Annotated in this window: 20 protein-coding genes and 1 pseudogene; 14 read left to right on the top strand and 7 right to left on the bottom strand. The window is 60.1% G+C overall.

Annotated features, from left to right (window positions below):
• Positions 1–8 precede the first annotated feature (8 nt).
• Genes AC1DUP_RS23935 through AC1DUP_RS23920 form a run of 4 tightly spaced genes read right to left on the bottom strand, consistent with a single transcriptional unit; the run spans position 9 to position 5,096 of the window.
• A complete protein-coding gene (locus AC1DUP_RS23935) occupies positions 9–1,358 on the bottom strand; it encodes an 8-oxoguanine deaminase (RefSeq protein WP_113310884.1) in 1,350 nt (449 codons plus the stop codon).
• A gap of 37 nt (positions 1,359–1,395) precedes the next feature.
• Positions 1,396–2,592: an amidohydrolase gene (locus tag AC1DUP_RS23930; protein WP_477834933.1), complete on the bottom strand. Its 1,197-nt coding sequence runs from the start codon at positions 2,590–2,592 to the stop codon at positions 1,396–1,398.
• A gap of 18 nt (positions 2,593–2,610) precedes the next feature.
• Positions 2,611–3,648 carry a questin oxidase family protein gene (locus tag AC1DUP_RS23925; protein WP_113310882.1) on the bottom strand — a complete coding sequence of 346 codons (1,038 nt, stop codon included), beginning with the start codon at positions 3,646–3,648 and terminating at the stop codon, positions 2,611–2,613.
• Positions 3,645–5,096, bottom strand: a complete 1,452-nt coding sequence (locus AC1DUP_RS23920; RefSeq protein WP_113310881.1) for a flavin-containing monooxygenase — start codon at positions 5,094–5,096, stop codon at positions 3,645–3,647. Before AC1DUP_RS23920 ends, AC1DUP_RS23925 begins: the two co-directional genes overlap by 4 nt.
• Positions 5,097–5,315: 219 nt before the next feature.
• On the opposite strand from AC1DUP_RS23920, the gene AC1DUP_RS23915 reads away from it, so the two are divergent.
• The 3 genes from AC1DUP_RS23915 (at position 5,316) to AC1DUP_RS23905 (ending at position 8,521) form a co-directional block, all read left to right on the top strand.
• Positions 5,316–6,602, top strand: a complete 1,287-nt coding sequence (locus AC1DUP_RS23915) for an ABC transporter substrate-binding protein (protein WP_477834930.1) — start codon at positions 5,316–5,318, stop codon at positions 6,600–6,602.
• A 162-nt stretch (positions 6,603–6,764) separates the two neighbouring features.
• Positions 6,765–7,706: a carbohydrate ABC transporter permease gene (locus AC1DUP_RS23910; protein ID WP_477834928.1), complete on the top strand. Its 942-nt coding sequence runs from the start codon at positions 6,765–6,767 to the stop codon at positions 7,704–7,706.
• Complete coding sequence (locus AC1DUP_RS23905; protein WP_113297780.1) at positions 7,703–8,521, top strand: carbohydrate ABC transporter permease; 819 nt, start codon at positions 7,703–7,705, stop codon at positions 8,519–8,521. The genes AC1DUP_RS23910 and AC1DUP_RS23905 overlap by 4 nt, the downstream gene beginning before the upstream one ends.
• Before the next feature lie 113 nt (positions 8,522–8,634).
• On the opposite strand, the gene AC1DUP_RS23900 is transcribed toward AC1DUP_RS23905, so the two are convergent.
• Together AC1DUP_RS23900 and AC1DUP_RS23895 are read right to left on the bottom strand one after the other, a co-directional pair.
• Positions 8,635–9,783: an ABC transporter ATP-binding protein gene (locus AC1DUP_RS23900; protein ID WP_477834926.1), complete on the bottom strand. Its 1,149-nt coding sequence runs from the start codon at positions 9,781–9,783 to the stop codon at positions 8,635–8,637.
• Between the two features lie 46 nt (positions 9,784–9,829).
• Entirely contained in the window at positions 9,830–10,615 is a 786-nt protein-coding gene (locus AC1DUP_RS23895; protein WP_113297778.1) for an SDR family oxidoreductase, read from the bottom strand.
• 165 nt (positions 10,616–10,780) lie between these two features.
• Here AC1DUP_RS23895 and AC1DUP_RS23890 point away from each other — a divergent pair, with 165 nt between their 5' ends.
• The 5 genes from AC1DUP_RS23890 (at position 10,781) to AC1DUP_RS23870 (ending at position 16,388) form a co-directional block, all read left to right on the top strand.
• Positions 10,781–11,632 carry a DeoR/GlpR family DNA-binding transcription regulator gene (locus AC1DUP_RS23890; protein ID WP_477834924.1) on the top strand — a complete coding sequence of 284 codons (852 nt, stop codon included), beginning with the start codon at positions 10,781–10,783 and terminating at the stop codon, positions 11,630–11,632.
• A 65-nt stretch (positions 11,633–11,697) separates the two neighbouring features.
• Positions 11,698–12,498 (top strand): BtpA/SgcQ family protein, encoded by an 801-nt coding sequence (locus tag AC1DUP_RS23885; protein ID WP_113310875.1) that lies wholly within the window; start codon positions 11,698–11,700, stop codon positions 12,496–12,498.
• A 15-nt stretch (positions 12,499–12,513) separates the two neighbouring features.
• Positions 12,514–13,995, top strand: a complete 1,482-nt coding sequence (locus AC1DUP_RS23880) for an FGGY-family carbohydrate kinase (protein WP_477834921.1) — start codon at positions 12,514–12,516, stop codon at positions 13,993–13,995.
• 72 nt (positions 13,996–14,067) lie between these two features.
• Positions 14,068–15,627, top strand: a complete 1,560-nt coding sequence (locus AC1DUP_RS23875) for a gamma-glutamyltransferase family protein (protein ID WP_113297811.1) — start codon at positions 14,068–14,070, stop codon at positions 15,625–15,627.
• Positions 15,628–16,130: 503 nt separating this feature from the next.
• Positions 16,131–16,388, top strand: coding sequence for a CrpP-related protein (locus AC1DUP_RS23870; RefSeq protein WP_113297774.1), 258 nt, complete (start codon positions 16,131–16,133; stop codon positions 16,386–16,388).
• A gap of 830 nt (positions 16,389–17,218) precedes the next feature.
• Here AC1DUP_RS23870 and AC1DUP_RS23865 read toward each other — a convergent pair.
• Positions 17,219–17,575, bottom strand: a pseudogene (locus AC1DUP_RS23865) (transposase); the annotation flags it as partial.
• Positions 17,576–17,886: 311 nt separating this feature from the next.
• On the opposite strand from AC1DUP_RS23865, the gene AC1DUP_RS23860 reads away from it, so the two are divergent.
• From AC1DUP_RS23860 to AC1DUP_RS23835, 6 genes are all read left to right on the top strand, one after another.
• A complete protein-coding gene (locus AC1DUP_RS23860; RefSeq protein ID WP_113297773.1) occupies positions 17,887–19,212 on the top strand; it encodes an acetyl-CoA hydrolase/transferase family protein in 1,326 nt (441 codons plus the stop codon).
• Between the two features lie 355 nt (positions 19,213–19,567).
• A complete protein-coding gene (locus AC1DUP_RS23855; RefSeq protein WP_113297772.1) occupies positions 19,568–19,753 on the top strand; it encodes a hypothetical protein in 186 nt (61 codons plus the stop codon).
• Positions 19,754–20,143: 390 nt separating this feature from the next.
• Positions 20,144–21,937 (top strand): glycosyltransferase family 8 protein, encoded by a 1,794-nt coding sequence (locus AC1DUP_RS23850; RefSeq protein ID WP_113310872.1) that lies wholly within the window; start codon positions 20,144–20,146, stop codon positions 21,935–21,937.
• A gap of 35 nt (positions 21,938–21,972) precedes the next feature.
• The gene (locus AC1DUP_RS23845; RefSeq protein WP_113297770.1) at positions 21,973–22,659 is read left to right on the top strand and encodes a glycosyltransferase family protein; all 687 of its coding nucleotides are present in this window, start codon (positions 21,973–21,975) and stop codon (positions 22,657–22,659) included.
• 142 nt (positions 22,660–22,801) lie between these two features.
• Complete coding sequence (locus AC1DUP_RS23840; RefSeq protein ID WP_162747126.1) at positions 22,802–23,041, top strand: hypothetical protein; 240 nt, start codon at positions 22,802–22,804, stop codon at positions 23,039–23,041.
• A gap of 632 nt (positions 23,042–23,673) precedes the next feature.
• Entirely contained in the window at positions 23,674–23,799 is a 126-nt protein-coding gene (locus AC1DUP_RS23835) for a hypothetical protein (protein WP_477834917.1), read from the top strand.
• Positions 23,800–24,243: the final 444 nt, after the last annotated feature.

Below are 24,243 nucleotides of genomic sequence, written 5' to 3'. Positions count from 1 at the left end.
AAGCCTCCTTAGACGGACAAAAGGAAATTGCGGGCGACGCGGTTGTGATCGGCGATCAGCGCCTCGATATCGACGCCCGCGGGCATACCGTCGGTGACGCGCCATTCGCCTGTGATCATGACGCGGTCGGCCGTGGTGGCACCGCAGAGCACCAGGGCAGCCAGCGGATCGCCGGCACCGGAGAAACGCAATTCGTCGAGCTTGTAGAAGGAAAGGTCCGCCTGGCGGCCCGGCGCAATGGTGCCGATGTCGTTACGGCCGAGCAGTCTTGCCGAGCCGGCGGTTCCCCAACGCAGCACGTCGAGATGGGTGACGGCTTCGGCGCCATAGGTCAGGCGGTTCAGCATCAGGGCATGGCGCACGCTTTCCATCAGGTTGGAATTGTCGTTGGAGGCCGAACCGTCGACACCGAGACCGACTGGCGCCCCGGCAACCTCCAGCTCGCAGGTGCGGCACATGCCCGATGCCAGCACCATGTTCGAGGTCGGGCAATGGCAGATGCCGACGCCGTGCCGGCCGAGCTCGGCGATCTCGGCATCGTCGAAATGGATGCCGTGGGCGAGCCAGGTGCGGGCGTTCAGCCAATTGCAGCGGTCGAGATATTCCACCGGCGTGCAGGCGAATTTGCTGCGGCAGAATTCGGCTTCCGCCTTGGTCTCGACCAGATGGGTGTGGAGCCGGCAATCGTAGCGTTCCGCCAGCGCCGCCGTTTCGCGCATTAATTCCAGCGTGACGTCGAACGGCGCGCAGGGCGCGAGCGCCACCTGCGTCATCGCCCCTTCGGAGCGGTCGTGATAGCGCCTGAGCACGCGCTCGCTGTCGGCGAGGATCGTGTCGTCATCCTGCACGACATTGGCGGGCGAAATGACACCCTGTTGATCCTTGATGTTGAGACTGCCCCGCGTCAGCGTAATGCGCATGCCGAGACGGGCCGCCTCCTCGGCCTCCACATCCATCGCGTCTTCGAGGCCAGTTGCGTAGAGATAATGATGGTCCGAGGTGGTGGTGCAGCCGGAGAGAAGCAGCTCGGTCAGCGCGAGACGGACGGCAAGACGGAAGGCTTCGGGCGTCATGCTCTTCGCCCAGATCGGGTAAAGTGCGCGGATCCACGGCCAGAGCGACTTGTTGATTGCCGCCGGATGGGCGCGCGTCAGCGTCTGGAACATATGGTGATGGGTGTTGACGAGACCCGGAATGACGACGTGGCGGCTGGCGTCGAAGCGTGCATCAACCGAGGCAGCAGGCTGCCGTCCCGCCGCGACCAGCTCGATGATGCGGCCATTCTCGATGACAATGCCGCCTCCAGCGTCCTCGGCCATGATAGCGAGCGGTGATTGTATCCAGAGTCGGCCCTTCATCAGCGATGCTCCCATGCGCCATGCGTGAATGGAAAAGTCAGACGACGAGCCGGCCGCCGCGGGCGATGATGGCGCCGCCGCGGAAGACGGTACGATCGAGGGGACGGGCAGCGACGGCCTCTGCCAGCGACGCGGCAGGCAGGATGACAAAATCGGCGAGCGAACCGGCCTGGAGCGGCCCGACGGCATGGCCGAGGATTTCGGCCGGCGCCTGCGTCGCCAGGCGGAAGGCCGCAGCCAGATCCTCATCCGAACGGAAATCCTGGCGATCGCAGAGAATGCCGACACGCTCCAGCATGTCGCCATTGCCGAAAGGCGACCAGGCGTCGCGGATATTGTCGTTGGCACAGAAGAGCCGGACGCCTGCGGCGGAAAGCCGCTTGATCGGCGGCATGGGCACGGGTCCCGGCGCGCTGGTCATGATCGCTACGCCCGACCTGGCGAGTGCGGCGGCCGTGCGGCCGAAATCGGCATCTTCCAACTCGCCGAGACAAAAGGCGTGACTGACAACCACCTTGCCTTCAAGGCCGAGTGCGGCCGTGCGATCAGCGATCTGGCGAAGCTCGAAGGCGCCGAGTGCGCCCCCGTCATGCAGATGGATATCGAGCCCGACGCCGTATCTGCCGGCGACGGCGAAGATCGCATCGAGATGGCCGGTCACGTCATTGTCTATGCCGGCCGGATCGAGGCCGCCGACGAGATCGGCGCCGGCGGCAATGGCCGCATCGAGCAGCCCCGCGGTACCGGGATCGCGCAGCACGCCGGATTGCGGGAAGGCAACGGTCTGGATGTCGACGAGATGACCATGGCTCTGCTTCAGTGAAAGCACGGCCTCGAGGCCTTTCAGGCCAACTTCGGTATCGATATCGACATGGCTGCGCACGGAGAGCGTGCCATAGGCTGCAAGTTTCTCCAGCAGGGCGCCGCCGCGGGCTTCGACCGGCAGAGCCACCGTGCGCCGCAGGGATTTTTCCGCCTCGATGCGCTTGGCGACCGTATCGCCGGGGATGTGTGGGATGAAAGGCAAGCCGATCAGCGTCTTGTCGAGATGAATATGACCGTCAACGAAGGGAAGGCAAAGCAGGCCGCCGGCAGCATCGAAACGCGGCACTGCGGGGTCGATGCCGGCGGCCGCATTCGGACCGAGCGCGGCGATCCGGTCATTCTCCAGAACGAGTGAGACGATCTCGCCAGCTTCGGTCCTGGCGTTTTCGACTACGAGGCGCGGCGTCATCAATTCTTCCATCATTCGCTATGCAATCAGCCCGACCCTGCGCGCCGCGACGACGCGATAGAGCGGATCCTTCCACACCTCTTCCTCCTGCAGGGCGGAAAAGACCAGGCTAACATCGTGTTCGTCGTCCGAGGAAACCGCGGCGCGTTTGATCTCAGCCCAGGCGGGCGCCTGTCGGCTACGCATTTCTTCCAGCGCCTCGGCGGTGGGGAGTGCCGGAAAGCCGATCTTCGGCACCAGCGAGGCGATCACCTGCCAGAAGGCGCGATAAAACGGCTCGGCATTTTCGAGGTGCGGAGAGACGAGGCGCAGCCAGTGCATGCCGGTGACGGAATGAAGTGCGGAGAAATCCATGGTTCCGGCAAAGAGCGCGAGCGAGGTCGCGGCCATGCGGCGCGGTGAATCGGCGCCGAAAGCCAGGCGATCGATAACAGGACGGAAGCCCGGAAGTGCTGCGACGGCGCGGATATTATGCCAGAGCAGATCGGTTTCAGGCTCATAATCGCGGATGCCTTCGATATTGCCGACATCGGCAAGGATCTTTCCCGGATCGTCCGTATCGGGAGCGGCACCGGTCGCTGATGGCAGCGGCAGATAACAGGCCGCCCAGTAGCCGAGCGCGGTGCCGACCTCCTCGTCGTCCTTCTTGAGGACACCATAGGCAAGACGCATCAGAGGATGCATGGCGCTGCCGGCAAGGCCGTTCACCATGGCGGCCAGATAGGTGCGGATAACCGTATCGATGCCGAGCCGGCGGGTTTCGCCGATGAAGAAGGCACGGTAATCCGCCTCACGCGTGCGGTCGCCGAGCGCCTCGGTCCAGGCTGCCCCGATAATCGGGGCAACCGATGGCGGCACAGGCGGGAGTGCATGGCTCTCACGGTACTGCTCGTACCATTGTTCCAGCCGTTCCGGCGAGGCGCCGAGGCGATCAAGCGCGATCAGCACCATCGGAACGTGGTTGGCCAGCAGATAGGGAAATTCGACGCTGTCCTCGCGTGCCCGCAAAAGGATGGTCTCCAATCCCGAAAGTTGAATAGCGGCAGCCTGTCTCATGCCAAAACCTCCCTTGGTGTCGTGGCGTCCTCGTCTATGCCAGGATCGAAATGCGGTTCGTCATAGGCGGCCAATGCTGCAAGATACCGGTTGGAATCCCCGATGAACAGCGCTTTCACCAGGGCGTCGACAATGCGCGGCACGCCGTATTTGAGACCGGTGACGCCGTTGCTGATCGGGCCGAGGCTCGCCAGCGCGCCGGCATTGAACATATGGATGCGCGAGACCCAGCTGGCTTCGGCATATCTGGGCGTGAGCTCGAAACCGGGGCCGAGATAGGGATGGCCGGCAAGCATGGCATTCTCCTCTCCCTGCGGTGGCTGGAAACAGTCCTTCCAAAGCGCAGCGGTCGCGACGAGGCCGGCAAGCTCGGGCCTGAGCGCGAAATTAACTTCATAGCCGGTGCCGAGGAGGAGGTGATCGGCATGGAAGATGCCATTTTCGGTCGTCAGCTTGATCCTGCCGCCGTCCATCGAGAGCTCGCGGACGCCACAGCCGAGCTGCATCGTGAAACCGGGGTGGCGGCAGGCCCGGTCATATTGCTCCTGGGTCGGCGGCACCTTGAAGTTGAAGTAGAGATTTGCGAAGCGCCAGCGCTCCAGATCCGGCAAGTCGGCGAAATGGCCGAGAAAACCGGGAAAGTTTGTCCAGGCAAGAACCTCGGTGCGCGGCAGATCGGCGCTTCGCGCAAACATCGTCACGTCCCGAGCCCCGGTTTCGAGCGCCGCCACCGCCCAGTCGAAGCTCGACGTGCCACCGCCAAGGATCGCAACATTCCTGTCCTTGAGGAAATCGATCGGTATCGGCTCGTTGCTATGCGTCCAGGTGGATTTCGGCAGCGTCTTGACCATCGCGGGTATGCGCGGCCCGCCGCAGCCGTCGATACCGGTCGCCATTACCAGATGACGACAGGTGATTGTGCGGCTGGTGCCGCCAGCGTTCGTCAAGGTGAGAGCAAGTCCGCCCTCCGCCTGATCTATCGAGGAAAGCGTCGTGCGGTTTTCGACGTCGATGCCGACAGTCCTCCGAAACCAGATGAGATACGCCATCCAGTCCTGGCGGCTGATCTTGTCGAGTGCATCCCAGGCGTCGCCACCATTCAGTGCCTCGTACCAGGAGCGCAGCGTCAGGCTCGGGATGCCGAGGTCCGGACCCGAGAGATATTTTGGCGAACGCAGGGTCTGCATGCGGGCGCAGGTGATCCAAGGGCCCTCCCGGCCCTCCTCGCGCTGATCGATCACGTGAACGGACCTGATACCGCGCCGCTTCAGGGCGAAGGCGATCGAGAGACCGGAGAGGCCGGCGCCGCAGATCACAACCGAATGCAGGTCTTTGCGGTCTTCATCGCCCAGCTTCGGCCAGTCGGCGCAGAGCGCTTCGATGCGCGCCATTTCATCATGGGCGCGACGTTCCAGCTCTCTCAGGCGCTCATCCGGTGGGGTCGTCATGAATATGCAGCTCACGCGCGTTGGACAGGACAGTATAAACGCGCAGGGAATGATCAGCTCCCTGCTATTTTTTATGCAACGCGCATAAAATATGGACATTTATGCGCGAATATGTTCTAATTTGTGATTTTTAATGTTTACGATTTTTTGTCAAGTGCGCTTGAGTGCGATTTTGTTTGATGTATAGTGCCTCAAAGCAATCAAAAAAGGGGAGCAGACATGAAATCGCTCAGCAGTGTCACACGAAAATTGGCGATCGCGAGCCTCGTCTCCGTCGCATTTGTGGGCTCCGCCATCGGCGCCGACAGGAAATATGAAGGCATCACCCTCACGCTTGCCTCGCAGAACGATCAGTTCGCAGCCGTTCTGGCTGCCATCGCCCCCAAATTTACTGAGGAGACGGGCGCCGCCGTCAAAGTCGACATTCTCGACTACGGCTCGCTGCTGACCAAGACCACGACCGATTTCGTCGGCGGCACCGGCGGCTATGACCTGGTGACGATGGATATCGTCTGGGCGGGCCAATATGCGGAAAACAAATACACCGTCGACCTCACCGAGTGGATGAAACGCGACGCCGCCGAACTGAAACTCGATGACATCTATCCGACACTTCTCAACGCATTGGGCCACTGGGGTGACAAGCAGGTTGCCTTTCCCTTTGCCGGTTATGCCAACGTGCTCGCCTATCGCAAGGATCTCTTCGACGCCGCCGGCCTGAAGGCGCCGACGACGATGGAGGAAATGATCGAGGCGGCATATAAGCTGACCGACCCCAGCAAGAAGACCTATGGCTTCGTCGCCAATGGCCAGAAAGGCCCGGCGGTCGCCCAGGACTGGATGCAGTACAATACCGAGATGGGCGGTTCGATCCTCGGCTCCGACGGCAAGCCGGCACTGAATTCCGAAGCCAATATCAAGAGCCTGACCGTCTACAAGGATCTATTCATGAAAGCGGCTCCTCCAGGTGCCGTTAATTACGACTGGGGTGGACGCGAGGAAAGCTTCCGCCAGGGCATTGCCGCGACCATGCAGACATGGTCGGTCGGCGCCCCTGGCTACTACGATCCCGCAATCTCGAAGATCGTCGATAAGGTGGCGATCACGACGGCGCCGCGCGGTGCCGGCCTGCCGAAGCTCTACGGCATCGGCGGCTGGGGCATGGCGATCAACGCCGGCATCAAGGAGCCTCAGAAAGAAGCCGCCTGGGCCTTCATCAAGTGGCTGGTCAGCCCGCCGGTGCACAAGGAATTCAACATGATGGGCGCCGGCAGCTTCCTGCGCAAGAGCGAGATGACCGATGCCGATCTACTCGCGAAGTTCCCCTTCCTGCCCGTCATCGCTGAGACCTTCGAGCATGGCGACGGCGAATATCGCCCGCGCATCCCGCAATATCCGGAGATTCAGGATCTGCTCGGCACCGCCGTCAGCGACGTCCTCGTCGGCAACGCCGACCCTAAAAAGGCGCTCGATGCCGCCCAGGAAGCTGCTGTGAAGCTATTCTGACTGTAGTTGCCGCCAGTCAGTTATCCCAGAGGCCGCGGCCTATGTCGCGGCCCCTGCCGTTTCCAGACCATTGATCCGATGCGCCTCCGGCTTCATGATCGGGAGAGCCCTGGGCTCGACCCTCTGGGACGGACATCGAACCAGGAACCTGATGGACATGACGTGACCCTATCCCTCACTTCCGCGCTGAAGCCCTCTCCGGCCTTGAGCATTTCCTATCTCGAGCGCAGGCGGCTGTTCTTCATCCTGATGACGCTGCCGGCCATCCTCTACGTGCTCGTCATCGGCGTCTGGCCGCTGGCACAGGGTATCTGGTTCAGCCTCTACGAATACAATCTGCTGAAGCCGGCACGGACGCACTTCGTCGGGCTCGGCAACTATGTCGATCTTCTCTCCGACACGGTGACGCGCGGGGCTTTCATCAATACCGTCATCTTCACGGTCGGCGCCGTGACCGTCGAACTGCTGGTCGGTTTCGCCATTGCGCTGGCGCTCTGGCGCGACGACCGCTTCAACCGGATCTGCCTGGCGTTGATCCTGATTCCGGTGACGATCACACCGCTTGTGGTCGGGCTGATTTTCCGGGCGCTGCTGCTCGCCGACTATGGGCTCATCGGTTATTATCTGGCCGAGTTCGGGCTTTCCGATCCGCGCGGGCTTTTCGCCAATCCGAGTTCGGCACTGGCGACCCTTATCTTCGTCGACATCTGGGAATGGACGCCACTGGTGGCACTGATCCTGCTTGCCGGCCTGAAAGCGCTGCCGGGCGATATTCTCGAAGCATCGGAAGTGGATGGCGCAACAGCGCTGCAGCGTCTGAGGATCATCATCATTCCGCTTATGCTGCCTTCGATCCTGCTGGCGCTGACGCTGCGCACCATCGATACCTTCCGGGTCTTCGACAGCGTCTACGTGACGACGGGCGGAGGTCCGGGCAATGCAACCAACACGCTCATGCTGCATGCGGTGAAGCAGGGGCTGGAATTCTTCAATATCGGCCGAGCCTCGGCAATCTCGAACCTGACACTGATCTGCATCGCCGTGATCGCGGCAGGCTTCATTCTCTTGATACGCAAGGCGGACAGAAAGGCAAACGGGCGATGAGCACACCCACCCTCAGTCGCATCGGCCAGCGTGCCTTCATCCTTGTCATGCTCACCTTTTTCCTGCTGCCATTCCTATGGCTGGCATCGACCGCCTACAAGCCGTCGCGCGATATCTTCTCGATCCCGCCAAAATTGACCTTCGTGCCGACCTTCGAACAGTTCGCGACTGTCTTCCGCCTGTTCGACGTCTGGAGTCTCGTATCGTCAAGTCTGCTGATCGCCGGCGGTTCCGTCATCCTGTCGCTGCTGCTCGGTGTGCCGGCGGGCTATGCGCTGGCGCGTTCGACCAGCCGCTACGCCATTGCCGTTGCATATTTCTTCATGGCGATCCGCATGGTGCCGGCTGTGGCAGCACTCATCCCCTTCTACCTGATGATGCGCGACATCGGCCTGCTCGGCAGCTGGGTCGCCGTCGTCCTCATCAACGCGATGCTGAATTCGGCCTTCGTCACCTGGATGATGTTTTCCTATTTCCGCAGCCTGCCGAAAGAGCTGGAAGAGGCGGCGCTGACGGATGGCTGCACGCTGTTCGGCTCCTTCTGGCGCGTGGCGCTGCCGGCGGTGCGCTCAGGGGTCGTCGCCTCCACGCTGTTCTGCCTGATGTTTTCCTGGAACGACTTCCTCTACCCGATGTTCCTCACCCGGCTCGATTCCAAGCCGATCTCGGTGGCGCTGCTTTCAGCCTATGGAACGAAGGACATCACATGGGGCACGCTCGGCGCACTGGCGCATTTTTCGACGATCCCGATCGTGCTGATCGTGCTCTTCCTCAACCGCTATTTCGTGCAAGGCCTGACGAAGGGCATTCACTAATGCATGTCGCCCAAAAGCGCAGCGGTTTTGGGACAACGACATGCATAAAAGCAAAGATCTAAAGCGCGTCGTATGAGTCCGACTCGGCGCGACGCGCGTTAAAGAGACACGCCTCAGCCGCGAATGGCCGCTTCCGTCGCGGCATCGAAGACATGGATGCGGGCGGGGTCGGCGGCAAGCGACAGGCGCTCGCCGATCTTCACGCGTTTGGTGCCGTCAACAATGACGCGCAGGCGCGGAGCAGACAATGCCACGTCATCCTCCTCCGCCGACAGCGATTTCAGCCGGTCGGCTGCCTCGACATCGACATGGATGAGCAGGTTGGCGCCAAGATCCTCTACAATGGCGACAGTTCCGGCCAAACCACCGGTATCGATCGGCTGGAAGGCTTCCGGTCGGATGCCGAGTACGACAGCACGGCCTGCGGCGGAGGCGATCCGCGGCCGCTCGGCAAGCACGTCGCCCGAGAAAAGGATGGAGGTTCGGCCGAAGCGGGCTTCGGGTCCATTTTCCGTCGCGACGAGGTCGGCCGCCAGCAGGTTCATCGCCGGCGAGCCCATGAAGCTTGCGACGAAGAGATTGGCCGGTTGATCATAGAGGCTGCGCGGCATGCCGAGTTGCTGCAGGAGGCCGCTTTTCATGACGGCGACGCGATCGCCCATGGTCATGGCTTCGACCTGGTCATGGGTGACATAGACTGTGGTGATGCCCGACATCTTCTGCATGCGGGCGATTTCGGCGCGCATCTGACTGCGCAGACGGGCATCAAGGTTCGAAAGCGGCTCATCCATCAGGAAAGCATGAGGGCTGCGGGCGAGCGCCCGGCCCATGGCGACACGCTGGCGCTGGCCACCGGAGAGCTGGGCGGGCCTGCGGGCGAGATAGTCCTCGAGCTCCAGGAGCTTCGCCGTCTCCTGCACCTTGCGGGCAATGTCGGCCTTGTCGAGGCCACGGACGCGAAGGCCGAAGCCGATATTCTCGGCGACCGTCAGATGCGGGTAAAGCGCATAGGACTGGAAGACCATGGCGATATCACGATCGCGCGGAGCAAGGTCGTTAACGACGACGCCGTTGATCGTCAGGCGGCCATCGGTGACCTCTTCGAGGCCGGCGATCATGCGCAGTGCCGTCGACTTGCCACAGCCGGAGGGGCCGACGAGAACCAGGAATTCGCCGTCGCGGATAGTCATGTTCAGGTTGCTGATCGCAACATAGCCATCGCCATAGCTTTTGCGGATCCGGTCGAAGACGATTTCAGCCATGCTTTTTCCTTGCTGAACGGGAGGCCAGTCGCGGATTCTGGACGGATCAGGTGGTGTAGACCCCGCCGGTGACGTTGACGCCTTGCCCGGTCATGAAGCGAGCCGAATTAGAGCAGAGGAAAACGACGACATCGGCGACGTCCTCAGGCGTTTCCAGCCGGCCAAGCGGCGTCTGGGCGATATAATCCGCAACGACGCGTTCGGGCGTGACGCCGCGCAGGCTCGCCTCCCAGGCAATCTCGCGTTCCTGCATGCCAGTCTTGACGAAGCCCGGGCAGACGGCGTTGACGCGAATGCCCGAAGCTGCAAGCTCGCGGGCGAGCGCCTGCGTCCAGCCGAGCACGGCAAACTTGCTGGCGGAATAATGCGCCAGCAGCGGCGCGCCGATCTTTGCGGCAAGTGACGCGGTGTTGACGATGACACCGGTGCCCATGCCCGTGAAGCGGCGGGCGGCAATCTGATTGGTCAGGAAGATGCCGCGAATGTTGACGTCGAAATTATAGTCCCATTCCTCGTCGGTCAGTTCCAGCGCGTGTTGCATAGTGGAGACACCGGCATTGGCGCAGAGGATATCATAGCCGCCCGTCCTCTCGACCACCTCGGAAAAGGTCGCCTCGACAGAGGTGCGCCTGCGAACGTCGATCGCATGCGCGGTGGCACCGTTGCCGATCTCGGCCGCCGTCCGTTCGGCCGCAGCCAGGTTGATGTCGCAGATCGCCACCTGGATAGACTGGCGAGAGAGAGCGGTCGCAATTGCACGCCCGATCCCTGTCGCCCCGCCTGTTACGATCGCACGCTTACCGGACAGTTCTGGAAAGCTCGGAGACTGCATTGCCCGCCCTCATGGAATGGAAACACCATCGATCATATATCAACAAAATCCCACACAACAAGAAAAATTTGTGTTTGAATTTGTTCGTATTATTCGATACACAGGAAGCAACAATCAGACAATCGTAGCCACGAGTTGCGATCGCGGGAGGATAATAACGGCATCATGGACGCAGAACATCAGATGGTCGCGACAGCGGAAAAACCGAAAGTTCTGGCCCAGGTGCGGCATGCACGCATCCTGGAGACACTGGCGCGCAAGGGCGCGGTCTCCGTCAGTGACGTCGCCTCCCAGCTTGCCGTTTCGGAAATGACTGTCCGCCGCGACCTGATCGAACTCGAAAAGGACGGCAGACTGGTGCGCACCCACGGCGGCGCAGTGCGTAGCGGCAAGACTTTCGAGCCGATCGCCAGTGAGGCTGTCGACCGCGAGGAACCGACTTTCGAATCCCGGCTGACGCGCAATGCCGGCTCGAAGCGGACCATTGCGATGGCCGCGGCAGGCATTGCCGCCGGCGCGCGCACCCTGGCGCTCGACGTCGGCACCACGACCTATCTGCTTTCCGGCCTGCTGATCAACCAGCCGCATACGAAGATCTTCACCAACAGCGTGCGCAACGCAGTGCAGCTAGGGACCGGCTTTGGCGAGGTTTACCTGCCCGGCGGGCGCATGCGTGGCGAGGAGATGGCGATCAGTAGCCAGTCGGCCGTTTCTCAATTCGAGGAACTCTGGTTCGACATCGCCTTCGTCGGCGTGTCGGGGATCACAGCGCAGGGAATCTACGACTATTCCTTCGAGGACACCGACATGAAGCGGGTCTACTTGCGCCGCGCCACGCAAAAGGTGGTGCTTTGCGATTCTACCAAGTTCAAGCGTATGTCGCTGGTGCATATCGCGCCGCTGCAGCAATTCGACATGCTGATCACCGACGCCATGCCACCGGCCGACCTTGCCGATGCGCTCGCCGCCGCCGGCGTCGAGCTGCGTATCGCGCCCGAGGAGCAGCCGCTGCTTTGATGTGCCCTTCCCGCATCCACCCCACGGATGCACGTCCCACAGATTCGGCTTCAGGGAGTTTCCGCATGATTTTCGATTTTTTCGGCGTCAAGAAGAAGGCGGTCATCGCCATGGCGCATATCGGCGCCCTGCCCGGCTCGCCCGCCTATAATGCCGCCGGCGGGCTGAACAAGCTCGTCGACGACGTTCTGTCCGATATCGAGAAGCTGCAGGCGGGCGGTGTCGACGCCATCATGTTCGGCAACGAGAATGACCGGCCCTACGTCTTCCAGGCACCGCCGGAAGGGCTGGCGGCGATGACCTCGATCGTCGAGCGGGTGAAGCCGCATCTGACCGTGCCGTTCGGCGTCAATTATCTCTGGGACCCCTCTGCAAGCGTTGCGATCGGGGCAGTGACGGGCGCGAGCTTCGTTCGCGAGATCTTCACCGGCGTTTTCGCATCAGACATGGGCATCTGGCAGCCGGATTGCGCCAAGGCGGCACGGCTGCGACATAGCCTCGGCCGCGATGACATGAAGATGCTCTTCAACATTAACGCCGAATTTGCCCATTCGCTGGACCAGCGACCGATTGAACTCAGGGCGAAGAGCGCCGTGTTCTCGTCGCTCGCCGATGCCATCCTGGTTTCGGGACCACTGACTGGACAAGCCGTCGATCAATCGGACCTCAGGCGCGTTTGCGAGACGGCCAAGGATGTTCCCGTCTTTGCCAATACCGGCGTCAATAAAGACAATGTGCGCGATATATTGAGCGTTGCCAGCGGCGTCATCATCGGCACGCATTTCAAGGTTGACGGCAATACGTGGAACCCTGTCGACAGCGACCGGGTAAAGCGCTTCATGGAGATCGTCGAAACGCTGCGCTGAACGACAGGAGCCGCCATGTCCATCACGCTCGGTCTCGATATCGGCACCACCTCCACCATCGGCATCTTGATCGAGCTGCCGAACCGCGTGCTCGGGCTCACCTCGCGGCCTTCGACGCTTCTTTCGCCTCAGCATGGCTGGGCAGAGGAAGACCCGGCCGAATGGTGGGCGAATGTCTGCAAGATCACCAGGGAACTGATTGCAACCAGCGGGATTGAGGCCGGGCAAATCTCGGCCATTGGCGTGACCGGCATGCTGCCGGCCGTCGTGCTGCTTGACGACGCCGGCTGGGTGCTGAGGCCCAGCATCCAGCAGAGTGACGGGCGTTGCGGCGAGGAGGTCGAGGAACTTAGGGCCGAGTGGGATGAGGCGGATTTTCTCGCCAGAGCGGGAAACGGCATCAATCAGCAGCTGGTGACAGCGAAGCTTCGCTGGATCGCCCGGCACGAGCCTGCTGTTTTCGAGCGTATTGCCACGGTCATGGGGTCCTACGATTTCATCAACTGGAAACTGACCGGCGAGAGGGCCATCGAGCAGAACTGGGCGCTTGAAGCGGGTTTTGTTGATATCAATACCGACATGCTCGACGACGAGTTGATCCGGCTCGCCAGAATTCGGCGGGACGCCATTCCTGGGAAGGCCGTATCGCATAAGATTCTTGGCGCTGTGACGGACGAAGCTGCCAAGGTGACGGGGCTCGCACCCGGAACGCCCGTCATCGGCGGGGCGGCCGACATGATCGCGTCGGCCTTCGGCGCGGGGATCAACAAGGCGGGCGACGTGCTGCTGAAATTCGGGGGCGCGGTGGATATCCTGACGGCGACCAATGTCGTGCGACCGGATCCACGCATGTTCCTCGATTATCACCTGGTTCCGGGGCTCTATATGCCGAACGGCTGCATGTCGACCGGCGGCTCGGCGCTTAACTGGTTCATTAGCACCTTCGCCGGACGCGAGGAGATCGCGGCGAAGACGGAGGGAATATCCGTGCACCGCTATCTCGACCGGCTGGCCGCGGGATGCGGCCCTGGCGCGGATGGGCTAACGATCCTGCCCTATTTTCTCGGCGAAAAGACGCCTATCCACGATGCCGGCGCGCGCGGGCTGATCGAAGGACTGACGCTATCGCATCATATCGGCCATCTCTGGCGGGCGATGCTGGAAGCCTATGCCTATGCGCTGCGTCATCATATCGACGTGCTGAACGACATCGGCCATCCGACGACGCGTTTCATCGTTTCAGACGGGGGTTCACAGAGCCGGATATGGATGCAGATCGTTTCCGATGTGCTCCAGCAGCCGCTGCAAGGCCTCACTGGCCATCCCGGCTCCTGCCTCGGCGTCGCCTGGGCGGCGGCAATCGGCGCCGGACTGACCGAGGATTGGTCCGGCGTGACCGCCTTTGTCGGCCAAGGTGAAAGGATCGTACCCAATCCTGACAATGCGGCGATTTATGCTAAGGGCTATCGGACCTATCGTGCGCTTTACAGACCATAGACGGGTCGGGATTTGAGCTTGGTGACAGCGGAAAACCGGAACTCCACAAAACAGGCGGTCGGACGCGGCGGCATGGTGACGTCTCCGCATACTCTGGCGAGCGAGGCGGGTGCGGTAATCCTGCGGCGCGGCGGCAACGCGCTGGAAGCTGCGATCGCCATCGGCAGCACGATTGCCGTCGTCTATCCGCATTTCTGCGGGCTCGGCGGCGACTCCGTCTGGATCGTTGCCGATCGCAACGGGCGGAAAACATGTTTTCTCGGCATCGGCCAAGCGGCACGAGAATTGCCGGATTTCGACGGACGCATTCCGCTACGCGGACCGCTTTCCGCACTGACCTCGGCCTGCGCCGTCGATGCCTGGCAGCACGCGCATGACTATTCCGCGCGGCACTGGGGCGGAAGGATCGATTTTCCTGTCTTGCTTGCCGATGCGATCCGTCATGCGAAAGAGGGCTTTCCGATCACACGCTCGCAAAGTTTCTGGCTTGCCTTCCGGCAGGCGGAAGCCGCCAACTGGCCCGGTTTTGCCGCCCTTTTCATGCCGAACGACGCAGCACGGAAAACAGGCAGCCTGTTCCGGCAGGAGAACTTGGCACGGTCGCTTTCGCTGATCGCCCACGATGGGCCACGCTCCTTCTACGAGGGCGAACTCGGTGCGAGGATTGCTGCGGGGCTGCAGGCTGCGGGCTCTCCGCTGACCAGCCATGATCTCAAGGCCACCCGCACGCGCGAGGTCGCCCCCATCAGTCTCTCCTATCGCAATTTCGAGCTGCTTGCGCCGCCACCGCCAACACAGGGCCTGTCGACACTTGCGATCATGGGCATTCTCGCCCATTTCGATCTCGCCGCCTATCCAGCCGGCAGCGCCGACCATCTGCATCTCTGCGTAGAAGCCGTCAAACGCGCCTTCCTCGACCGCGGTGACATTGCCGACCCCGATGTCGCGCCGCAGCCGGTGGAGGAATGGCTGAGCATGCGGCATCTTGCACTGGCGGCGGCATCCATCGATCCTGCACGAGCGCTCGAATGGCCGGCACCCTTTCGCAATGGCGATACGGTATTCTTCGCCGCAACCGATGCCGAGGGCGGCAGCGTCAGCGTCTTGCAGAGCACCTATTTCGACTGGGGCAGCGGCGTGGTCGTCGGCGATACGGGCATTCTCTGGCAAAACCGTGGTGCAGCCTTTTCGCCAGATCTCAAGCATGTCAATGGCATCGCCCCCGGCAAACGGCCTTTCTATACATTGAACCCCGGCCTCGGTCTGCGCAACGGCAGGCCCGCCCTGCTCTATGGCACGCAGGGCGCCGACGGCCAACCGCAGACACTGGCGATGCTACTGACCCGGCTGATCGATTTTGGCGAACAGCCGGCAGCAGCACTCGCCGGCCCGCGGTTCCTTCTCGGCAAGACCTTTTCTGACACCCGCGACAGCCTGAAACTGGAAGGAGATGCCGGCGAAGCGGTTCTTGCCGAACTGGCCGCACGAGGCCATGTACTATCACCGATCGAGGCGCAGAGCCCGCTTGCGGGGCAGGCCGGCGCAATCACTATCGACGAGGATGGCATGGCGACGGGCGCGCATGATCCACGTGGCGACGGATTGGCGATCGCGATCTCTTCTGGAGCATGAGTTGTGGGATTACGCGTCGGCGAGACGCCTTCAAATGCACGAAAGCGGGACAAAGCCGGTAGTTGATCGGACGGGCCACCGGATACCTTCTGGAGCATCGTACTCCTCGCAGATCGGCGACGTTCGCCACACTGGGTATTCGTCCACTACGGATTCGAAAGTCGCCGAGGGTCCCAGTGGAAGGCCTTAGCGCTTTGGGTCATAATCGGCGCTGGCCACGACCTCCCGAGGTTTTAAATTACATCTGAAAATCAATATGATGATCTTTGCCGATAAGGGTCGACAAACGTTGATTTCAGTGAGTCAGAAATCGCCGGACGCGGCGCTAGGCCTACCAGTCCGGCATGCATATGAATGCGGCGGTCTGTCGTCCTGCAGATAGGACGAACAGTAGCCAGGAGCGGTCACCCCCCCCGCAACTGTGCCAAGTTAACCCATATTTTAGCATTCACTTGCATGCGCCAGCTACGATGCTACCGTCGCCGACACCGTGGGGGCGCATTATGACAATCGAAGAATTGATAGATTTGCAGGAAGCAGGCTCAAGGGGGCGGGTGCTCGGACTGAAGGTTCACGAGAACCCATACCTCGCGGCCCATAGGATGCCTAGTGGTGATACCAGCGCTCTCGGAGATTGGCTTGCACGTCACGATGCATGGAAATTCGGCTGGGAAGTGGAGGACGCCAGTCGCGAAGGTAAGATTCTCGTTCACTTCAAGGATCTGATCTCGATTGCCAATCGACGTGCGCTCGATCCATAACGTTTAGCGGACAGCCGGGCTATGGTTCCCGCGCGGTCATTTCGTCATGGTATCTCCTGTTCCTGGCATTTAAGCCGAAGCCAGGCAGAAATTCCACTTATCCCCGCTGTTCAAATTTCCCGAACCAGCTCAGGCGGCCTATATGTGTCTGCTTGACAAGCAAGAAACCCGTCTAGGGTTAGGACTCGTTAATCACAGCCAGAAGATGACGGAAGCTGCGATGCAGAGCCGAGCTGGGCAGTGATGGCATCTGTACAGGCCGGCGTGCATCGCTGTTGTTGCTCATATCGTCCGACATCCTTTTTATGCCCTGCCCTTCCAACGCGAATGCTATGCCCATGCGAAAGCCGCCCGAACAGCGGCCAGTGATTGACGACGAATTATGATCAAGGTACGTGGCCCACCGCCATGCTCAGCTTTGACGAGGTGGCAATGGGGAGGCCCGGTCAGCACGAGGGATCGGGCCTCTGCCCCTGTCACGCCTTTTTCACGCGACTGGTGACTGTTGCCGTGGTTAGCTCCTTTTGCTGATGCTGCAAACTCAGCAGAAGGGCATCATTTCGTTCGAGAGTGAGCCCTTCACCCACTTTCTCCTGAGAAGCCGCCGACACCCCTCGGTGGCTTCTTTGTTTCCGAGGTAAGGTCAGCACAACGCCCTTGATAATGGAGCGGTAGGATGCGCGATGAAAACCACGCGCTTTCTCGGATTTCTTTTGAGCTGCCCAGCTGCACTGTATTGCCGCACCGAGCATGGGATTGGTTGACCACGGCGTAGGCGCTGGTGTGCTTCGGCGTGGAATATTGACTGACGCGGGTTTGGTGCAATTCTCTCATGTCGCACCGATCAGGCGGGCTTGAAGAAGATCAAGCTTCCCGCGACCGTGCATCTGGCGCTTCACCAGCTTGAGCTTGGTGATCTGCCCCTCGGTTTGTCCGTTGGACCACGGTGAGACGATCGCTGCCCGGACAGCCTGTATGTCTTTCGCCACTCCATTGCCAAACGAGGAAACCAGGCTGTCACGGGCGCGGTCGATCCACGGCGTGAGCTCATTTTCTGCCTTGCACCGGATCACAAGATGGAAGTCTGCGATGATATCGCGAGCCATGACGAGCAAAGGAACGCCGCTTTCGATCGCGGCGATGGGAGCGGTTTCAGACTTCGTCAGGTTGTCTATGCTGGTTGTCAAACTGCATACGGTGAGCTTACATTTGAAGCGGTCCGGTCCTCGCAACAACACTTGCTGTCTAGGAGCGTCCAGCTGGCGGGCAATCGAACAAAACCGGCGTCGCTTCATCGTCTGAACGTGCGCCCGATGGCTTGCGCCGCTTTTGCTTCTACCCCACAGGCCCACGAGATCGGAACATATCAAGCCGAACTGAAAGATCGGCATTGTCATGCGATGAACGCTCTCGCTTTGGTGGTGGACAATGCGCATAATGGCGTTGCGGAGGCGTGCGTTCAAATCGTGCGTCCTGTGTGCACTGGGAGGAGGGCCCAATGACCACGATCCATCAGAGGCTGTATCGCGAGCGGCTGACATCTGCAGACACGGCGGTCGCAATGGTTCCGTCCGGGGCCAAGGTCGCGATGCCACTGGCCGCCGGTCAGCCACCGGCTGTCCTTGCCGCGCTTGCGCAACAGGCCCGCGCGCGCGCCATCGAGAATGTGCGGCTCTACTATCTTCTCTGCACGGGCGTTGCAGGCACCAGTGTGTTCGATTTCGAGCTGCGCGACCGGATTGTCCCGATGAGCTACTTTCATTCAGGCGTGGAGCGTGCGCTCGACAAGAGAAGATTGGCGGAAGCGATGCCCGCCGTCGAGCTGGTGCCCTGTCATTTCAGTCAGGTGCCGCGCTCGTTGGTCGAGCATGTTGGCGTGGACACGTTGATTGCGACTGTGTCGCCAATGGACGCCGATGGCAATTTCAGCCTTGGCGCCAGCACCGACTATGCGCTGACGGTATCGCGAAAGCCTGGAATCCGCCTCATCCTCGAGGTCAATCGCAATATGCCTTATGTGCGGGGCGATTGCATGATCCCTTTGTCGAGCGTGACAGCGCTGGTCGAAAACGACATCAGCCTGCCCGTGTTGCCGGCTGCCGCGCGCAATGAGGTAGATGATGCGATCGGCGCGATCATTGCCGGTCTGGTGGAGGATGGCGACTGCCTGCAGATGGGGATCGGTGCTTTGCCCGACGCAGTGTGTTCCGGGCTTTCCCGGCACAGCCACCTTGGTATCCACACGGAAATGATGACGCCGGGTCTCGCCAGCCTCGTCAAGGCGGGCGTGGTCGACAATAGCCGCAAGCAGACACATACCGGACGCTCCATCTTCACCTTTGCGCTTGGAGATCAGGCGCTCTATGATTTCCTGAACAACAATCCGGCGGTTGAGGCCTATCCCGTCGACTATGTGAACAATCCCTTCGTTATCGCCCGAAATGATCGCGTCGTCTCGGTCAACGCGACGCTGCAGATTGATTTAAACGGCGCGTGCAATTCCGAGTTCATGAACGGGAGGCAGTTCAGCGCGTCCGGCGGCCAGGTTGATTTCGTGCGTGGCGCTTATGCCTCGCGTGGGGGACGATCGATCATCGCCTGTCATTCGACTGCGGCAAAAGGCACGCTCTCGCGGATCGTTCCGGCGTTAACCGGACCGGTGACAACAGCGCGCAACGACACGCATATCGTCGTCACCGAGTATGGATGGGCGGACCTTAAGGGCAAGTCCGTGGCCGAGCGGGCTAGAGCGCTGATCGGGCTCGCGCACCCCGATTTTCGCGAGGAGCTGGACCGGACAGCGAGAGGCGCAGGGCTTTGCTGAATTTCATGTTGATCGCGTGTTTGAGATCGAGGTCGCGCGCGTCTGCGTGAGGAGTGCCCGATAGGGCAAGCGCGCATGCCGAAGAGCTTGCCGAAGCTGCGCCTCCCGAAGGGCGCTCGACCCGGTGATGGAGCGCCCGCATATGCTGCGCGGGATCGTGCTTCCGCGAACGAGTCCTTTTAGCGACCGGTCGTCGGCGAGAAGGGGTTTGGAACGGGGTCGGTCGATCATCTGTGGATTACTTCAGAAAGCTCTAAAGAAAGGTTGTCGTCAAGCGTCAGGCTGGTAGCGTTCGTGCAGTCACCTTACTTTGTGCGGACCTGACTGTGATGACACTCTAACTGGCCCGCTATAGATGGCCAGTTCGTTAGAAGTGGCGGGCGCCGATCATCGGTTCTTCGTTCGTGCTGACGAGGAAGAGCGGAGCGAAATTGAGCCTGAAGGCAAGGGCGCGATCGAGACGGACGAGATCGTCGCGGGGCTGAAGGCTGTTATGCCGATGGCGTCCATTGCATGGTCCATGAAATGGACGATCGGATGAAAAGACAAGCCGAGGAGGCGGCAACAATCGAAGGCGGACTCCGCAACCCTGAAGAGACAATATTTCGATTGCCGGCGATATCAAGAGCTTGGCCAACGAACAGTCATCGCCGCCCTCGCTTTTGTGTGAGGGGAATAGGGGTTGACGTGGGCGTCGGTGGCCGACGCCTGAACTCACGGGCCTGACGTTCCACACCGCGCCGCCTCGTCAGTGACATTACGGCGAATGCCCAAAAGTAAAAATCCCTGATGGCATTGACAAAACTCTCGCGTGCAATGTCTAATCGTTAACATAGTTGAGTGCGGATGGATTTTCCTGCATTTTCACTGAACAACCAAGATAAATCAGGCTTCTGTCGTCGTTCAATACTGCATTTCTCTGGGGGATGGGATGTCGGTTGGCATACATAGCAAAGCCATATACGTATGCACAGATGCGCGAATGCTTCCGGCAGCATGCTGCACGCTTTTATCTGTTGCACGTAATAGTCAAGAGAACGACATCAAGCTGGTGATCGTCGGCATCGATTTGCCTGAGGACCAGAAAGCTGGCGTTGCTACCTTCAACGCGGTGAACGGCATCGATATCGACGTCGTCGATTTTACCCTTCCCGCCGATACACCTGGAACGGCAGGCCGCTGGCACAAATCGACGCTTGCGCGCCTCTATCTCGACGAGCTGATGGGCAAGGTGCTGGAGCGGGTTCTTTACCTTGATGCGGATATATTGGCTGTCGGCAATGTCTGCCCGCTCTTCGATGTCGATCTCAACGGCAAGGCGATCGGTGCCGTTAACGACTACGTCGTTGCCTTCCCCGAGAAAATCAGACAGCGGGAGCAGGAACTCGGCCTCGACCGGGGCGCGGGATATTTCAACGCTGGGGTATTTCTGTTGGATTGCGCCGTCATCCGGGCCGGCGGTTTTTTCGAAACGGCGCGTTCGCTGCTCAGATCGGGGCGATGCTTTGCCTCTAACGACCAGGATATTCTCAATATCGCCTTTCATGGGACGTGGCAGCGGCTGGACAACCGGTGGAATGTCCAGACCGGGACCATGCCTTATATCCGCAATCCTGTGCTGCTGCATTTCACTGGACGTCGCAAGCCGTGGCATTTGTCGGTGCAGACAGGGCAGTCGGTCTATGCCGAGATCTATTCGAGCATGCTCTCGAAAACGTCGTGGTCGGGATTTGTCAGCCGTCGCAGTCGTTCCCGAAAGGCGGCCGATTATCTTCTGTCGCTTGGCAAGCGCGCCGGCGCAATGGGCCGCTCCCAACAGCTGAAGGCATATTTTGGCTCGAGTGAGGTCTCAATGGATGAAAGGAATCCCAGACCTGAAAGCTCCGGAAGCCACGTCTTTCATACACAGAGGGCCGATGTCTGGCGCACATTCTTCAATCGCTTTTCGTATATCGTTCTTGTCGCCAATAGCGAGGCGCTCGACCCGCAGTCGATGCGGACGGAGTTTCCCGGCGATACGTTGTTCGTCTTCTTCAACAAGGTCTACAAGGTTCTCGACAACAGTTTCCCCGGGCATGCCATTCTTGTGGCGCGCAGCGGCATGATGGGCGCCAATATCGTCCATCGGCGGGAGGTGGATGAGGTCCTGAAATTCTTCACTTCGGACAAGTTCCTCGGCGTTCTGAATATCCGTACCGCACCCGAGGAGCGCTTCAGTCCCGTCGAAGCATTCAACGGGGCGACAGTCATGTACAGCGACCTCGAGACGCTGATGTCGGGGCACTATCCACCGGACAAGATCCCGACGAGCGGCTTTGCGCTGGTTGCGTGGATGCGGGAGCTTCAGGTGACGCCGAAGATCGTGCTCGCCGGATTTTCCGGGAAACGGAGTGCGCGCTGGAAGGTCTTCGACGTTCATGACTGGACATTCGAGCGTATCTATTTCAGGCTTCTGGTGCGAAGGGGTATCATCACCAGCGCCGAACATGCGAGGCCGTCACGCTTCGATCTTCTGACCGAGCATTTTCCGGATGCTAAATGCGAGGAGATCCAGACGGCGACCAACGATGCGCTCTCCACGCGGCTCGATCATGCGCTGACCCTCATCGACGGCCTGATGTCACTAACCAAATGGCAGCGGGCACTCGATCAGGCCTTCCGCAAGGCGCGGCCAAAGACCCGCAAGCAGCGCGCGCTCGACTCCCAGAAGAAGCAAGCTTCCTGAATGCAATACATAATTTGTGCCAAGGAGAGATTGATATGACCGATATCGTCAACATCTACGTTGGTTTTGATTCAAAAGAAGTTGTCGCCCATCACGTGCTGTCCCAAAGTATTCTGGAAAAGTCGAGCGTACCGGTGAGAATCACGCCGATCTACCTGTACAATATCGAAAACACGTTTACGCGTGAACGCAACGCCCTGCAGTCGACCGAGTTCTCCTTCTCGCGCTTCCTGACGCCCTATCTCAGCCAGTATGAGGGATGGAGCCTCTTCATGGATTGCGACATGCTGGCGCGCACGGATATTGCCGAGCTCTGGGCGCTGCGCGATGAGCGCTATTCCGTCATGTGCGTGAAGCACGATTACCAGCCGAAGGTCGAAACGAAGTTTCTCGGCCAGGTGCAGACGAAATATGAAAAAAAGAATTGGTCGAGCCTGATCCTCTTCAACAACGCGAAATGCAGGGCGCTGACGCCTGATTATGTCAACACCGCAACCGGGCTGCAGTTGCACCAATTCAAGTGGCTCGACGGCGACGATCTGATCGGCGAGCTGTCAGTCACCTGGAACTATCTCGTCAACGAATATGACAAGCGCGATGACGCGAAGATCGTGCATTTCACAGATGGCGGACCCTATTTCGACGAATACAGGAACGACGATTACGCCGAGGAATGGTTCGCGACGCGCGAGCGCATGCTGCATGTCCAGCAGCGCGGCTGACCGGCATGCCGGGCGGATGGGGCGTTTATCAAAGGCCCAGCCTCCCAAAACGGAGTAACTTCGCGGTGAGCAGGCCTGGTGACCTTGCCCCTGAGGTGCCCCCGATTTTGTACGGCCGTCGACGGCGGTAGGAGGGCGCACCATGCTTCAGGAACGCGCGTTCCCTATCATCCATGAATTGATCCAAGATGCCGTTTCGCGGGTTCGAATCCCGTCTTCCCCGCCGGCCATGATCGGAAGAGGAGAGCATCGTGTCGGCAAGCAACGAGTGGACGAAATGGCACCTCACACCCGTGGATGGGAAGAGGGTGACAGCAAAACTGGCGAGTGTCGCGAGTCCATTGCATCTGCGTTTTCCGGCTTGATGTCACCAACAAAATGACATCGATCAGTGGAGATACCGAAGCCATTGCTGGGTTGCGCGCGCAATTTGAAGACGTGCCGAATGATCCTCGATGATGCATCGGCCGTACCACACCAGCCTGACGACCGGGGGTTGCAGCTTGTAAAATTTTCGCGGAGAATGCGTGGCGACATATGACGCGTCGAGCGTGAAGGTTCAATCGTGAACGATTGCCCCCTTATTGAAGTTGTTCTTGATGGCTTGGTAGCCGTCATTATTTTACTTAGTGCGGCAACCGTAATCGCGATGGCAGCAGCATTTGCCTCTCTCATCGGTCATGTTGCTGGAATTGTACACGAGCCAGGCGCGACAGTCTGGCTGTTCGCAACATCTGGTATTTCTTTTGCTGTCAACTATTTTGTCGGTTCTCGCCTCAATAGCGGTTCAACATCTCAGCTTCGGCTGATCCCGTTGAAAAGGCGCGGATGTTCCCCAAGCCGAGCTGGGCCAGCGGATCGGTCAGCGCCAAACGTTCGTTTCAGAATTTGAGCTTGGTTAAAGGCGCCTCGCCGCGGCAGAGTTCGTAAAGGTCAGCAGAGCGATCGGTGCCGATTCGTACTCCATCATGAAGAAGCCTGGAACAAACTGGTTCAAATCATGTTGCATGCAGAATGAGCAACACAGAACAAAAAGCCAGCAACGGCATGATCAAGTTCGTGCTGACCATCTTCGTCATCGCGATGATTGTCGCGGTGGCCTACCTGGTGTTCTTTACGACCGGTCAGTCCGTGCAGTAGCACTTGGGATGCTCTGTCAAAGCGCCCGTCACAGATCTCGACCGGGTGGTTCATGGTGGTGCACGCGACTCGAATTGGATGACGCCGTCAGCGAGCCAATACGACCGCATGACGTTCACCTCTTGTATTGATCCACAACTTAGGCGATTTTCTCATGCCCTGACTTTTCTGGCGGGCTAACCCGGAGGTTGATTATGGGTGTCAAGGCTCTACTTGGATCTTCGCTTCTCTCATGTACGCTTGCTCTGGCAGTCTTCGTCTCACCGATCGCTGTTCCCGCGGAGGCCAGCGCTCAGGTTATCATCGGCTCCGGCAGCAGCCTAAACCACGGACGAGGTATATCCTGCCCTCAGGGCGCGAGGCTGCTTCGTACTCGAGGCTTTCGCGGTGTCCGTCAGGTTAATTGCCGCGGCAGGTACTTTACCTATCGCGCAGTCCGCAACG

This window comes from Rhizobium sp. 01L419, assembly GCF_056400025.1.
The sequence above is the reverse complement of the archived record's forward strand: the minus strand, read 5'-3'. Positions and strand labels throughout refer to the sequence as shown.